The sequence below is a fragment of the Holdemanella hominis genome, assembly GCF_014306155.1.
Lineage (GTDB): Bacteria > Bacillota_I > Bacilli_A > Erysipelotrichales > Erysipelotrichaceae > Holdemanella > Holdemanella hominis.
In genome coordinates this window covers 1-13,725 of sequence record NZ_JACRWH010000060.1, presented here as the reverse complement: position 1 = coordinate 13,725, position 13,725 = coordinate 1, and the positions used below count along the sequence as shown (strand labels likewise).

Annotated in this window: 15 protein-coding genes; 10 read left to right on the top strand and 5 right to left on the bottom strand. The window is 34.2% G+C overall.

The genetic code is table 11. From position 1 onward, the window contains the following. The first annotated feature begins 91 nt into the window (after positions 1–91). The 3 genes from H8911_RS10595 (at position 92) to H8911_RS12550 (ending at position 1,870) form a co-directional block, all read left to right on the top strand. A complete protein-coding gene (locus tag H8911_RS10595; RefSeq protein ID WP_186999633.1) occupies positions 92–700 on the top strand; it encodes an RNA-guided endonuclease TnpB family protein in 609 nt (202 codons plus the stop codon). Positions 701–853: 153 nt separating this feature from the next. Further along, complete coding sequence (locus tag H8911_RS12555) at positions 854–1,282, top strand: histidine kinase N-terminal 7TM domain-containing protein (RefSeq protein ID WP_222621021.1); 429 nt, start codon at positions 854–856, stop codon at positions 1,280–1,282. A gap of 141 nt (positions 1,283–1,423) precedes the next feature. After that, complete coding sequence (locus tag H8911_RS12550) at positions 1,424–1,870, top strand: GGDEF domain-containing protein (RefSeq protein WP_222621020.1); 447 nt, start codon at positions 1,424–1,426, stop codon at positions 1,868–1,870. A gap of 11 nt (positions 1,871–1,881) precedes the next feature. Here H8911_RS12550 and H8911_RS10585 read toward each other — a convergent pair whose 3' ends face one another. Together H8911_RS10585 and rpmB are read right to left on the bottom strand one after the other, a co-directional pair. After that, positions 1,882–2,067 carry a hypothetical protein gene (locus H8911_RS10585; protein WP_186999631.1) on the bottom strand — a complete coding sequence of 62 codons (186 nt, stop codon included), beginning with the start codon at positions 2,065–2,067 and terminating at the stop codon, positions 1,882–1,884. 93 nt (positions 2,068–2,160) lie between these two features. After that, on the bottom strand, positions 2,161–2,352 hold the full coding sequence (gene rpmB, locus H8911_RS10580; protein ID WP_003865181.1) for a 50S ribosomal protein L28: 192 nt from the start codon (positions 2,350–2,352) through the stop codon (positions 2,161–2,163). Between the two features lie 148 nt (positions 2,353–2,500). Here rpmB and mraY point away from each other — a divergent pair, with 148 nt between their 5' ends. From mraY to H8911_RS10560, 4 genes are read left to right on the top strand one after another with little or no spacing between them, the layout of a single operon-like run. After that, positions 2,501–3,481 carry a phospho-N-acetylmuramoyl-pentapeptide-transferase gene (gene mraY, locus H8911_RS10575; protein ID WP_117923585.1) on the top strand — a complete coding sequence of 327 codons (981 nt, stop codon included), beginning with the start codon at positions 2,501–2,503 and terminating at the stop codon, positions 3,479–3,481. After that, a complete protein-coding gene (gene murD / locus H8911_RS10570) occupies positions 3,482–4,804 on the top strand; it encodes a UDP-N-acetylmuramoyl-L-alanine--D-glutamate ligase (protein WP_186999630.1) in 1,323 nt (440 codons plus the stop codon). Next, on the top strand, positions 4,801–5,625 hold the full coding sequence (locus tag H8911_RS10565; RefSeq protein ID WP_186999629.1) for an undecaprenyl-diphosphate phosphatase: 825 nt from the start codon (positions 4,801–4,803) through the stop codon (positions 5,623–5,625). The genes murD and H8911_RS10565 overlap by 4 nt, the downstream gene beginning before the upstream one ends. A 14-nt stretch (positions 5,626–5,639) precedes the next feature. Continuing rightward, a complete protein-coding gene (locus H8911_RS10560; RefSeq protein ID WP_186999628.1) occupies positions 5,640–6,539 on the top strand; it encodes a PHP domain-containing protein in 900 nt (299 codons plus the stop codon). A gap of 4 nt (positions 6,540–6,543) precedes the next feature. Here the strand turns inward: H8911_RS10560 and H8911_RS10555 are convergent, their stop codons facing one another. Beyond that, the gene (locus H8911_RS10555) at positions 6,544–7,101 is read right to left on the bottom strand and encodes an HD domain-containing protein (RefSeq protein ID WP_186999627.1); all 558 of its coding nucleotides are present in this window, start codon (positions 7,099–7,101) and stop codon (positions 6,544–6,546) included. Between the two features lie 104 nt (positions 7,102–7,205). Between H8911_RS10555 and H8911_RS10550 the strand changes: the two genes are divergently transcribed. From H8911_RS10550 to ppdK, 3 genes are all read left to right on the top strand, one after another. Next, entirely contained in the window at positions 7,206–7,646 is a 441-nt protein-coding gene (locus H8911_RS10550; RefSeq protein WP_117923595.1) for a Spx/MgsR family RNA polymerase-binding regulatory protein, read from the top strand. A gap of 111 nt (positions 7,647–7,757) precedes the next feature. Next, positions 7,758–9,407 carry an AAA family ATPase gene (locus H8911_RS10545; RefSeq protein ID WP_222621019.1) on the top strand — a complete coding sequence of 550 codons (1,650 nt, stop codon included), beginning with the start codon at positions 7,758–7,760 and terminating at the stop codon, positions 9,405–9,407. 271 nt (positions 9,408–9,678) lie between these two features. Beyond that, entirely contained in the window at positions 9,679–12,306 is a 2,628-nt protein-coding gene (ppdK, locus tag H8911_RS10540) for a pyruvate, phosphate dikinase (RefSeq protein ID WP_186999626.1), read from the top strand. Between the two features lie 265 nt (positions 12,307–12,571). Here the strand turns inward: ppdK and H8911_RS12955 are convergent, their stop codons facing one another. Together H8911_RS12955 and H8911_RS12545 are read right to left on the bottom strand one after the other, a co-directional pair. Beyond that, a complete protein-coding gene (locus tag H8911_RS12955; RefSeq protein ID WP_186999632.1) occupies positions 12,572–12,853 on the bottom strand; it encodes a helix-turn-helix domain-containing protein in 282 nt (93 codons plus the stop codon). 203 nt (positions 12,854–13,056) lie between these two features. Further along, on the bottom strand, positions 13,057–13,218 hold the full coding sequence (locus tag H8911_RS12545; protein WP_222621018.1) for a hypothetical protein: 162 nt from the start codon (positions 13,216–13,218) through the stop codon (positions 13,057–13,059). Between the last annotated feature and the right edge of the window lie 507 nt (positions 13,219–13,725).

The window sequence follows — 13,725 nt, the reverse complement described above, 5'->3', positions numbered from 1 at the left end:
TCTATGAAAATAAGGTCAAGCTTCCTAAGATTGGTCTTGTAAAGATAAAGAAAACACGAGCACCTAAAGGAAGACTACTGAGTGCAACGGTATCACAAGTACCAAGTGGAAAGTATTATTTCCACTAACATATAATGAAACAGGTATAGATCTAGGTATCAAGGATTTTATCATATTGAGTAATGGAGAAAAGATAGAAAATCCAAAATATCTGAAGAAGTCGATTGAGAAATTGAAAAAGTTACAGAAGCAGCAGTCACGAAAAACAAAGGACGGACGCAACTGGATCAAAAACAGGATCAAAATCGCAAGACTTCATGAAAAGATAGCGAATCAAAGAATGGATTTTATCAACAAACTATCTACAAGAATCATTACAGAATATGACATTATCTGCATAGAAGATTTAAAAGCCGACAACATGCTTAAAAACCACAATCTAGCCCAATCTATATCGGATGTATCCTGGTCAAAGTTTATAACACAGCTAGAATATAAAGCCGAGTGGTATGGAAAAGTAATCAAGAAAGTAGATACATTCTATGCGAGCAGTCAAACCTGTCATTGTTGCAGATATAAGAATGAAGAAACAAAAGATTTAAATGTAAGAGATTGGACATGTCCAAAATGTCATTCAAATCATGACAGAGATATAAATGCATCCATCAATATATTGATGCAAGGCATATTAGCAAATTAGTTAAAATTAATAAAACAACCGCAGGAACTACGGGGATAGCTTGGTAAGAAAGGTTTCGATAGAAGCCTGTTCCCAAGAATCTTGTCACTGCGGTGATGAGAGGTTCAAGTTTTAACGACAATTGATATTTTCGTTCTTTGTTTCATGTGCGTTTTGACGCAATTAAGTGAATCGTTAAATAAAAAACAAAAGCGTGGATTTTTATTTGCGTTTGGATTGATTGCACTGATTTCATTATTAGAAGTCGTTACATTAAAAGTGGATGGTTTACCAAAGAAATTTCGTTGGATCAATATAGTATCGAACTATCTTGGTTTTGGTCTTACGCCATCGGTTTGTATATGTTTGGTGTATGTATTGGATAAGAAGACAAAACTTAGGTGGGAATTCAAATTGGCAATTTTATGGGAAGTCGTATATCTTTTGATTCTGGCCCTTTCGATTCCATCTGGACTTGTATTTTCAGTAAGTCAAGAAAATATATATTCTAGGGGTCCTTATTTCTTTATTTATATCTTTGCATATTTTATATCGATATTATATTTATCTTTATCTACGATTTTTGTTTCGAAACAGTTTTAAAAATCGCAGTAAAGCATTGATTTATCCATTGATGATCTTCTTGGTTGCAGAAACTATCATACAAATCTTAGTCCAGATCTTCATGTAAGTTGGCTTTGTGTCCCCTTACTTTCGGTCTTATATTTTATATATTGTAGCGAAATGTGGAATCCGTTAGATGGTTTGACCGGATTACTAAATCAGAATAGTTTTTTGAATCGCTCTGAGGAAATGAATTATACAAATGGTATGTTGATTGTCTTTGACGTTGATGATTTAAAACATGTCAATGATGTGTTTGGTCATGTCAAAGGGGATTTGTGTTTGAGTATCATTGCGGATTGTATTAAGAAGGCATATGCCCAATATGGCTATTGTTACAGAGTTGGTGGCGATGAATTCTGTGTCTTATTAAAAAATAGTCGAAATGAAGAGGCGTGTTCTGTACAGTTTGAAAGTTTCATAAAAAAGAAGCGTAATAAATATACATATTTGCCTTCTGTATCTTATGGTTCGGCCATGTTGCTGACGGGGGATATTGTCAGTGTCAAGGATTTGGCGGATCAAAATATGTATTTAAATAAGAAGAAACATAAACAGCAGCAGTGATTGCTGCTGTTTTAAGGTAAAAACCAAGTAATCAAATCGACAAGCCATGCAATGAAATTTGATCCTTTCTTGATTTCATTATTATATTGATGGGATTGAATCATTTCTTCTTTGGTGAAGCCTTTTTGTGTAAGAGAATCTATTTCTTTTTGAGTTAGGCCTTTGTTGAATAGTTCATCTATGTCTTTCTTGTTCATAAATGAAGTATAACACATAAAGAAAAAAAGAAGAATATTCTCTTCTTTTTTATCTTATGCATAATTTTTTTTAAGGATCCTAATTATCTAAAATTAAATAGCGTTTTGTTTCTTCAAAGTTTTTAATGTTCTAGCTGAAACACGGATAGTTTGTGGCTTTCCATCAACTACAACACGAACTTTTTGAAGATTCACGTTCCATTTACGGCGAGAAGCACGCATTGAGTGAGAACGTTTATTTCCAGATAAAGGACCTTTTCCAGATACTGCACATACTCTTGACATCTTAATGTCCTCCTTTTTCTTTCATTTACGCAATCGCTTAACTATAATACCATTAACAAGCCCTTATTTCAACCCCTGAATTAAAATTTGTTCAAGACTCAATAGAATGTTATAATGATAATGTTTTAAAAAAAGAGGAGAAGATGGAATGTTGAATTCGAATTACTTAATAATCTTAGGCATGTGTTTAGTTACGCTTGTGATTATGTTGCTAATTATGCCTGGATTGATTGATTATTTACATAAAATTAAGTTTGGACAAACAGAAAGAGAGGAGGGGTTGGCAAGCCATAAAAAGAAGAATGGTACGCCTACTATGGGTGGCTTAGCCTTCATTATTGTACCGACACTTGTTTATATTATAGGTTCTTTCTTTACTCCATTCAAACTGGATATGAATACAATGATTATTCTACTTGCCTTTGTAGGATATGGTGTTGTTGGATTTATAGATGATTATATTATTGTTGTACAAAAGAATAATGAGGGGTTAAAACCAGCTCATAAGTTTTTACTTCAGTCTATTTTAGCGGTTGTGTTTTTCTTCTTATATCGTACAAGTTCAACTACAGATATTTGGATTCCTATTTTTAATGTGACAATCGATTTATCATGGTTCTACTTTATTTTAGTATTCTTTATGTTTACAGCTGAAACGAATGCGGTGAACTTAACGGATGGTTTAGATGGATTGTGTGCAGGCCAGATGGTAATTGCGCTTGTTCCATTTGTGGTATTCGCATTGATGCAAGGATTATATAATGTGGCATGTTTGATTTGTCTAGTGATCTTTGCGTTACTTGGATATTTGAAGTTTAATAAGCATCCAGCTCAAATCTTTATGGGTGATACGGGATCATTGGCTTTGGGTGGCTTGATTGCTGCTGTGGCAATGGTCTTAAAACAAGAAATTTTATTGATTATTATTGGTTTTGTTTTTGTCGCAGAAGTTTGCAGCGTTATTATACAGGTTACGTATTATAAAAAAACACATAAGAGAATTTTCAAGATGGCGCCTTTGCATCACCACTTTGAAATGTGTGGATGGTCTGAAGAAAAGGTTGTTACACGTTTTAGACTTGTTGGTGTTATCTTAGCGGTTCTTGGACTTGTTTTGGGGGTAATGTAGATGGAAACTGTATTAGTCATTGGGGCTGCCCGTAGTGGGATTGCCGTTAGTAAGCTTTTATTAAAGAATGGGTATCATGTTGTATTAACGGATTCGAATGCGATTAAAGAAAAGACAGAATTAGAATCATTAGGTATCGAAGTGTTTGATGGGGGACATCCAGATTCATTAAAAGAAAAGAAGTATGCGTTTATTGTAAAGAATCCTGGTATTCCTTATCGTGTTCCTTTCGTGCATTATTTTGTAGAACAAAACGCAAAAATCTATACAGAAATTGAGGTGGCGTATCGTTATGCCAAGAACTTTAATTATGCAGCCGTAACAGGTACAGATGGTAAGACAACCGTAACGACGTTATTATATGAGATGTTGAATCGACAAAAGAAGAGTTTGGTTGCTGGAAACATTGGTATGCCTTTATGCGAATTGGCTTTAGAATATACGGATGAAGACTATAATGTAGCTCTTGAATTAAGTAATTTCCAATTGTTGGGAATTGAAACATTTAGACCTCATGTATCAACTGTGACAAATTTGGCACCGGATCATTTAGATTATATGGATAGTCTAGAAGCGTATTATGAAAGTAAGATGCGTATTTATGAGAACACAAATGCGGATGATTACTTTATTCGTAATGTGGATGATGAAAATATTGTGAAGTATGCTCAAAACATTCCTTGTCATGTGATTGATTTTTCTTTGAAAAGAAAAGATGTCGATTTATATAAAGATGATAAGTATGCATATTATAAAGATACGCAGTTGTTTACTTTATCGGATTTAAAAATTGTTGGTGAATTCAATTGTGGGAATGCGATGATGGCAAGTTGTATGGCCTATTTGATGGGTGTTTCTTTATTTAATATTCAAGAAGTGATTCGTGAATTTAGTGGTGTAGAACATCGTATTGAATATGTCGATACTATTGATAATGTTCGTTTCTACAATGATTCTAAGGCTACAAATACGCATGCGGCTTGTGCAGGTTTATCTGCATTTGAGAAGAATGTGATTCTACTTTGTGGTGGCAAAGATAAACATATTTCTTTTGATGATTTGAAACAATATGATGGTGTAGTGAAGAAATGTATTTCTTTTGGTCAGACAAAAGATAAGTTTAAAGATATCTTTACAAGTCAAATGAGTGTTGAAACCATGAAGGATGCATTTGAAAAGGCTGTGTTACTGGCAAAACCTGGTGATATTGTCTTATTGTGTCCTGCATGTTCTAGTTTTGACCAGTTTAAAAATTATGAGATTAGGGGCGAAATTTTTAAACAGATGGTTCATGCGTATGCAGCTAAAAGGAATGAAGAATGACATTTCTAAGCAGTATTGTTAAGACAATCTTATTAGGAATCATACAGGGGATAACGGAATGGCTGCCGATTTCGTCGACAGGACATTTAATTTTATTTGCGAGTATTTGGCCACTTGAACCGGTTACTTTCTTTGAAGTGTTCAAGGTGGTTATTCAGTTTGGCAGTATTTTAGCGGTTTTAGTGTTGTACTATCAGAAATTGAATCCTTTTGATAAGCGTAAATCGTTTAAAAAGAGAAAACAGACTTTACAACTTTGGTCTAAAGTGATTGTGGGCGTCATACCAGCTGCCATTATTGGCTTATTGTTGGATGACATTATTGAGGGATATTTGTCGGCAAACTTTGTGATTGCGGTAGCACTGATTGCGTATGGGATTATTTTTATCTTGGTTGAGAAGAATCCTAGACAAGAAAAGATTGAAACGATTGAACAAGTTGATTATCTTTCGGCTTTAAAGATTGGCTGCTTTCAATGTCTAGCCTTGATTCCAGGTACTTCAAGGTCTGGCGCAACGATTTTAGGTGGCTTATATTGTGGCTGTTCTAGAACGGTCGCAAGTGAATTTTCGTTTTTCTTGGCCATCCCTGTCATGTTTGGAGCGAGTCTTTTAAAGGTCATTAAATATTTTATAAAGGTAGGTTTATTTAATTTTGGACAATTGTTCTTATTACTATTAGGAACTTTCGTGGCTTTTGTGGTGAGTTTATTTGCGATAAAAGCTTTATTAAACTATGTGAAGAGCCATGATTTTACAATTTTTGGGTGGTACCGCATTATTTTAGGTATCTTTGTGATTATATTTTTCTATGTGATTTAAAGAGGGTTATAGAAATGAATGAATTTGATTTGCATATGCATTCCTGTTATTCGGGGGATGGGCAGTTTACGCCTGAAGAATTGATTGGAATCGCAAAAGAAAGAGGATTAAAAACCATTGCATTAAGTGATCATGATTGTATCAGTGGTGTTAAGGAAATGATCAAACTTGGTAAAGAAGCGGATATTGAAGTGATTCCTGCCATTGAGTGTTCAACAAGTATTGGTTATACAGATGTACATTTACTTGGATATGGTATCGATTTAGAGGATACCTATTTTCAAAATTTATTGGAAGGAACACAAGTGAAGTCTAGAAATGCATTTTCAACTCGTTGCGATAAATTAAGATCGAAGTATGGTGTTGAAATTGATGAAGAGGCTGTTTTGAAAGAGGCGAATGGTAAGAATCCTTGGTTTGTGATGTGTACGCATATGTTCAATGATCCTCGTTATCAAGATATTCCAGATTTTAAGGATTATATTCCAGGCGGAAAAAGAAGTGATCCGGCACCCGTTAATTTCTTTTGGGATAAATGTCAATATGGATCCGATTTATTCGTATATGTGCCAATGCCTGATTTTGTCGAATCGGTTCAAAAGATTCATGAGGCTGGTGGACTTGCGATTGTAGCACATCCGTTTAATACGTTTTATAAAAATGATGAGATGTTCAAGGTGTTATTGGATGCTGGAGTGGATGGTATTGAAGCTTATAGTAATTATCATACCCCTGAACAGAATGTATATTATGAAAAACTAGCGAAGGAACATCATTTATTGATTACTTGTGGAAGTGATTTCCATGGGGAGAAAAAGCCAAGTATTCAAATGGGTGAGTATGGATTGGATAAAGATGGTTCTTTATGGCTAAAACAATTTAAGGAAAAACTAAAGGCAGCTAGGAAATTCTAGCTGCCTATATTGTGAATAGGAATGTAAAAAGTATGCAATAGCTTAATAGATTGTTGGAATGACTTACTCGAAATAGAGATTGATGTCCCATTTCTGTGATGGCACAGAATTTATCTACAGCTTGAATGATCCATCCAACGCTTGTGCTTGGGTGGCTTGTTTTTAATGGCCACATGTGATGTAGAATGGCATCGTCAATGGTTGGATTTGTTGATGTGATGTTTTTAGCGTTCTCAAGGGCAATGATTGGGTGAATCATTGTATGATTTCCTTCAAGAGGACGCTTATCATCTGTTTTCCAATCATAGTAATATAGATCATGTAATAGACCGGCACGTGCTGCACTATAGGCGTCAATACCGAATTTTCTGCAAATTAAAAAGGAATAGTAAGAAACGTTTAAAGAATGTTGAAAGCGAGATGTAGCCATGTGTTGGCTGCATTTTTTTAGGGCTTGTACTTCTTGTGTATCAATTAAGTCTGATATTGTATCAAAATATTCTTGTGCAATATGAGTATCTTGTCGTTGTAAATTGATTCTTGATAAAATAGCTTTTTCCATTTCTTGACCTCACTAGGGAATAATATAGCATATTTAAAATTAAGATACAAATATTTAATTCAAACCTAGTATTATGATATAATTAGTTGTAGGAGGCTATTATTATGGTAATTTTATATACTTCTCCAGGTTGTGCGAGTTGTCGTAAGGCAAAACAGTGGTTAAAAGACAACCAAATTGAATTTGTTGAAAAGAATATATTTACTTCATTATTGAAGGAAAGTGAAATTAAATATTTATTGTCGCGATGTGAAAATGGAACGGAAGATATCATTTCGGTTCGTTCGAAGGCATTCCAGGCACTTCAAAAAGATATCGATGATTATTCGATGAAGGAATTGGTTACTTTGATTCAGGAAAATCCATCGATTCTAAAAAGACCGATTCTTTTATCGGAAAAGAGCCTTGTGGTTGGATATGATGATGATGAAATCACAACAATGATGCCAGCACAATTAAGGACTGTCGTAGACAATGCGTGTACAGATGCTTGTCCAAACTATTCTGTTTGTGGTAAGTGTAGAGAGCGTGCAAGTATGAACTAGTGTATTCTAGTTCTTTTTTTTCGCTTATAAACGAAATGCAAATGAAATGAAGTTTATGTATTTCGCTTAAACGGATATACTTAGAGTAGAAGTATGTTTAGGAGGAGTTTAATGGACTATATATCTTGTGAATCTGCTGCTAAAAAGATAGGGGTATCGACTCGTAGAATTCAACAGATGTGTAAACAAAAAGAAATAGTTGGTACAATAAAGGATGGGCGCAATTGGCTGATTCCTGATAATACGATTTTAAGTCCGAAAAAGCCTTTACCAATAGGTGTTTCTGATTTTAAGTCGGCAACAACGAATTATTACTATGTAGATAAGACTTTATTGATTCGTGATTTTTTGAATGCGATACCGATGGTATCTCTTTTCACGCGTCCTAGGCGTTTTGGGAAAACATTAAATATGAATATGTTGCGTGTGTTTTTTGAAAAAACACCGGAAGATACATCTATTTATTTTAAGGATAAGTATATATGGCAGTGTGGGGATTACTATACAAAACATCAAGGTCAATATCCTGTGATATTCTTGTCTTTTAAAGATGTTAAATGTTCGAGTTGGCAAGAGACTTTTCAAAAAATTAGTAAATTGATTTCTCTAGAGTTTATGCGTCATAATGAATTGGAGAGTAGTTCTGCACTAAGCTCATACGAAAAAGAGCAGTATCATCGTTTTGCGAGTGAAAATATAAATGAGGTTGATTGTCAAATGGGGCTTCAACTTTTATCTTTATTACTTCACAAACATTATGATAAAGAGTGTGTCATTATTATTGATGAATATGATACGCCCATTCAACAGGATCATCTTTGTGATTTTTATAATGAAATTGTTGATTTTATGCGCAATTTTTTTTCGGGTGGTCTAAAAGATAATCCACATTTGGCTTTTGGATTTTTAACAGGTATTCTAAGAGTCGCAAAAGAAAGTATTTTTAGTGGGATGAACAATTTAAAAACGAACTCCATATTAGATAATAATTATAGTTCTTATTTTGGCTTCACAAATGAAGAAGTCAGAGACATGCTTGCATATTATGATTATGAAGATAAATATCAAGAAATTTGCGAATGGTATGATGGATATCGTTTTGGAAATTCGGAAATATTTAATCCTTGGTCTGTAATCAATTATATTTCGGATCAATGTTTTCCAAAAGCTTTTTGGCAATCAACAGGTAGTAATGATATTATTGGTGAAATCATTGGAACCGCAACACCTGAAATTAATGAAAACTTGTATAAATTGTTTTGTGGAAATACTGTCACAACGTATGTAGATACAAGTGTAATATATCCTGAAGTTCAAAGTAATCCTAATAGTATATATAGTTTTTTGTTGGTTGCGGGGTATCTAAAGGTGGCCGAAATATATCCGCAAAATGATGGAAATTATATGTGCGATGTGGCTATTCCTAATAAAGAAATTTTATATGTATATGAAAAAGAAGTATTGAATCGTACAAATCAAAATAATGTTTCAATTTCAATTCATCAGGCTATCTTTTCTAAAGATACAAGTAAACTGCAGTCTTTGTTGGAGGATTTTATGTTAAAAAGTATATCAACGATGGATGGGGCTAGTGAAGCATTCTATCATGGAATGATGCTTGGATTATGTGCTGTACTAGGAAGTCAATTTAAGGTAAGATCAAATAGAGAATCGGGACTAGGTCGGTTTGATATTGAATTATTGCCGATGGTGAAGGGAATACCTGGATTTATCTTTGAGTTTAACATACGAAAGATATAAATGTTGATTTAGATTCACTGGCTAATAGTACACTTAAACAGATTGAAGATATGAAATATGATACAGAATTAAACGATTTTGGTGTTGAAGATATTGTAAAAATTGTTATAGCATTTAGAAAAAAAAGTGCGGTTGTTAAGCGTGGATAAACCTATTGGTGAAAACTGATAGGTTTTTGTTTGTGAAATTTTAAAATAAACTATCATTATGTAAATTTGTATGCTATAATAGTTTACACATGTAAACGGTTACAAATAGGAGGTAAAATATTATGGATAAAAAATATGTCTATGAATTTAATGAAGGCGATGAAACTATGCGTGAATTGTTAGGTGGAAAGGGTGCCAACTTAGCTGGAATGTCTAAACTAGGAATGCCTGTGCCTTATGGATTCACGATCACTACAGAAGCTTGTAACCAATATTATGAAGATAATGAAACAATTAATGATGGTATTAAAGCTCAAATCATGGAATATCTAGATTTATTGGAAAAGAAGTCTGGAAAGAGATTGGGGGATGAAGCCAATCCTTTATTAGTATCTGTTCGTTCAGGGGCACGTGCAAGTATGCCTGGTATGATGGATACTATTTTAAATTTAGGTATGAATAAAACAGTTGCAGAAACAGTTGCAAATTTAACAAATAATGAGCGTTTCGCATATGATTCATATCGTCGGTTTATTCAAATGTATTCAGACGTTGTTATGGGGTTGAGTAAAAAGCGTTTTGAAGAGATCATCGATGAAGTAAAGGCTGAAAGAGGCATTAGTGATGACTTAGATTTAAATGCTGAAGATATGAAGAAATTAGTAGAATTATTTAAAGCGTTCTACAAAAATGAATTAAAATCTGAATTCCCTGAAGATCCTAAAGAACAATTGATGGGTGCTATTGAGGCTGTATTCCGTTCTTGGAACAATCCTCGTGCTATCTATTATCGTAAGATGAATGATATTCCGTCAAGCTGGGGAACTGCAGTTAACGTGCAGATGATGGTATTTGGCAATATGGGTAATGATTGTGGTACAGGTGTTGCCTTTACGCGTAATCCAAGTACTGGTGAAAATAAATTGTATGGTGAATTCTTAATGAATGCCCAAGGTGAAGATGTTGTTGCGGGTATTCGTACACCTCAAAAGATTGATCAATTAAAAAAAGTAGCTCCTGGAGCATATGATGATTTTGTAGCTATCACTAAAAAATTGGAAACGCACTATCGTAATATGCAGGATATGGAATTCACAATTGAAAAAGGTAAATTATTCATGTTGCAGACACGTAACGGTAAACGTACAGCTCAGGCTGCATTAAAGATTGCGTGCGACATGGTGGATGAAGGTATGATTACTATTGATGAAGCTTTAATGATGGTTGAACCTCAACAATTAGATTCATTACTTCACCCAATGTTTGATGCGGATGAATTAAAGAAAGCTGAACCAATTGCTTCAGCACTTCCAGCAAGTCCAGGTGCTGCTTGTGGTCAAATCGTATTTAGTGCAGAAGAAGCGATTCAAGAGGCAAGTCGTAACCACAAAGTCATCTTAGTTCGTTTAGAAACAAGTCCAGAAGACATTGAAGGTATGCACGTATCTCAAGGTATCTTAACGGTACGTGGAGGTATGACAAGTCATGCTGCTGTTGTTGCTCGTGGTATGGGTGCATGCTGCGTAAGTGGTTGTGGCGATATCAAGATGCATGATGATGAAGGATATTTTGAAATTGATGGTGTGAAATATCACCGTGGAGATTGGATCAGTTTAGATGGTTCTACAGGAAATATCTATGGTAGTGCTATTAAAACCGTTCCTGCAAGTATTTCAGGTGATTTTGAACGTTTCATGAATTGGGCGGATGAAAGACGTACATTAAAAGTTCGTACAAATGCGGATACACCACATGATGCAAAACAAGCTCATGAATTTGGTGCAGAAGGTATTGGTTTAGTTCGTACGGAACACATGTTCTTTGAAGGGGATCGTATTAAAGCGGTTCGTGAAATGATTGTTTCTAAAACGGCAGCTCAAAGACGTGTCGCATTAGAAAAAATCTTGCCTATGCAAAGAAGTGACTTTGAAGGAATCTATGAAGCTATGGAAGGCTTGCCAGTGACAATTCGTTACTTGGATCCACCTTTACATGAATTCTTACCTACAAACTCTTATGATATTACACAATTAGCTAAGGATATGCACATTGGATTGGATGAATTGAAATCTGTCATTTCTAGCTTACACGAATTCAATCCTATGATGGGTCATCGTGGATGTCGTTTGGCTATTTCGTATCCAGAAATTGCTGAAATGCAGACAACTGCAGTGATTCAGGCTGCATTAGCTGTCAATGAAAGACATCCAGACTGGAAGATTGAACCTGAAATCATGATTCCATTGGTTGGTGATGTTGCAGAACTTCGCTATGTTAAAAAGGTTGTATGTCAGGTAGCTGACAAATTGATTCAAGAATCTGAATTCGATATGAAATATCATGTTGGTACAATGATTGAAATTCCTCGTGCTGCATTATTAGCAGATGAAATCGCAAAAGAAGCTGAATTCTTCTCATTTGGTACAAATGACTTAACACAGATGACATTTGGATTCTCTAGAGATGATGCAGGAGGATTCTTACAAGATTACTATGATAAAAAAATCTTTGAATCAGATCCATTTGCACACTTAGATCAAAGAGGTGTTGGAAAACTTGTAAAGATGGCAACTGAACTTGGAAGAAGTACTCGTCCAAATATTAAATTAGGAATTTGTGGAGAACATGGTGGGGATCCTGCAAGTATTGAATTCTGTCATAGAGTTGGATTGAATTATGTATCTTGTTCACCATATCGTGTACCAATCGCAAGACTGGCTGCTGCACAGGCTGCTGTACGTGATAAGTAGGAGTTTTTTATCGATAAAAATTCCCATCTATTCTGAACAAGTAAGTACATTTAGATTATCTAATGGACAAAATGCTAATCGAAAACGATGGAGAGATACACGTGTTGTGGTTTATATACCTATAAAAGCGTAAAGAAAATTAATAGAGTCATTAAATATTCATTCGGATATATTAAAGGCTCTATTTTTTTTATGATTTTACATAGCCCAAATGTACAGGAAAGCTAACTATATAAAATTCAAGTAGTTAATCTTAAAATAAAATTTATAAAAATAAGAAGTTAGAAGTACAAAAGGGCGCAAAGCCACTTTCCCCAAATAAAAAGATTATTGTGTTGCTATAATATTGGCATTTTGTTGGATTAAAATGCCTATTTAATAGGTTCTGCATCTTAGACGAATAATCTTCACTTACAGTTGTTTTTGTGTAATGTCGTGCATAACGGGCTTTTATTCCCATAACATGCATTAAATTATATACATGTTTCTGACTGACGTTTTCGCCATTTTTATTTAGTAATACTGTTATTTTTGGTGATCCATATATATCATAAGATTATTCATGTATATTCTTGATTTCTTTTTGAAGATGCTCATTTCTTATTTGTGTCTGCGTAAGTAGAATTTCATTCTTTTTATAGCTATAGAAACCTGAACGACTAACCCCAATTGTTTTTAGCACACTGGCTACGGAAATGGTTTGATCTTTTTTCTTTTGTTGATCATCCGCTTCGTAGATTTCACGCTGCTTTACTTGCCCATTATGCCAATAGCTTTTTTTAATACTTCTAACGCGTCCTTTGTGTCTTTTAGTTCCTTTTTCAATTTGGCGATTTCTTTAGCTTCATCACTTGCATAATTACCGCTGCCTCTAACGATAACTTGATTATCATTGCTGCGATATTGTTTCATCCAACCACCAATTGTTGTAGGATGAACACCGAGTTTATTTCCAAGTGCAGTGTATTTTTCTTCTGGATGTTCTAAAACATAATTAATAACATTTTATTTAAATTCTTGGTCATAGGCTTTACTGTTTCTTGACATTTTTTATACTCCTTTTTTATTGTCTTGACATTGTACCATATGCACAAGAATCTACAATATCTAGGACAGTCATGTTCAATATCTCATTCTATTTTTAATGTGATTGGTTCCTTATCAAATCAAATTCGAGATGTTTTACCTGTCTTATAAATATACTAGCATAAATGGCTTTTTCTTTTTTCAGGCATGTAATAAGAACAAAGTCTTAGAGAAGAAATGACGTAGCTCTTTTTAGACCTTTGAGTCAGTCATCAAAAACGTCATTCTTCCTATTTCTGTTTATGAATAAGCTTATATCTAAAAAGACGGTAATTGAATCAAGTCAGTATGTAAAACGAAACAATATGGAGCAGAAATTTGGAAGTTATCTCT

Coding starts and splice junctions, on each gene's coding strand:
- H8911_RS12550 (WP_222621020.1), top strand. CDS start 1,424: ATGTGGAATCCGTTAGATGGTTTGACCGGATTACTAAATCAGAATAGT.
- H8911_RS10585 (WP_186999631.1), bottom strand. CDS start 2,067: ATGAACAAGAAAGACATAGATGAACTATTCAACAAAGGCCTAACTCAA.
- rpmB (WP_003865181.1), bottom strand. CDS start 2,352: ATGTCAAGAGTATGTGCAGTATCTGGAAAAGGTCCTTTATCTGGAAAT.
- mraY (WP_117923585.1), top strand. CDS start 2,501: ATGTTGAATTCGAATTACTTAATAATCTTAGGCATGTGTTTAGTTACG.
- murD (WP_186999630.1), top strand. CDS start 3,482: ATGGAAACTGTATTAGTCATTGGGGCTGCCCGTAGTGGGATTGCCGTT.
- H8911_RS10565 (WP_186999629.1), top strand. CDS start 4,801: ATGACATTTCTAAGCAGTATTGTTAAGACAATCTTATTAGGAATCATA.
- H8911_RS10560 (WP_186999628.1), top strand. CDS start 5,640: ATGAATGAATTTGATTTGCATATGCATTCCTGTTATTCGGGGGATGGG.
- H8911_RS10555 (WP_186999627.1), bottom strand. CDS start 7,101: ATGGAAAAAGCTATTTTATCAAGAATCAATTTACAACGACAAGATACT.
- H8911_RS10550 (WP_117923595.1), top strand. CDS start 7,206: ATGGTAATTTTATATACTTCTCCAGGTTGTGCGAGTTGTCGTAAGGCA.
- H8911_RS10545 (WP_222621019.1), top strand. CDS start 7,758: ATGGACTATATATCTTGTGAATCTGCTGCTAAAAAGATAGGGGTATCG.
- ppdK (WP_186999626.1), top strand. CDS start 9,679: ATGGATAAAAAATATGTCTATGAATTTAATGAAGGCGATGAAACTATG.
- H8911_RS12545 (WP_222621018.1), bottom strand. CDS start 13,218: ATGAAACAATATCGCAGCAATGATAATCAAGTTATCGTTAGAGGCAGC.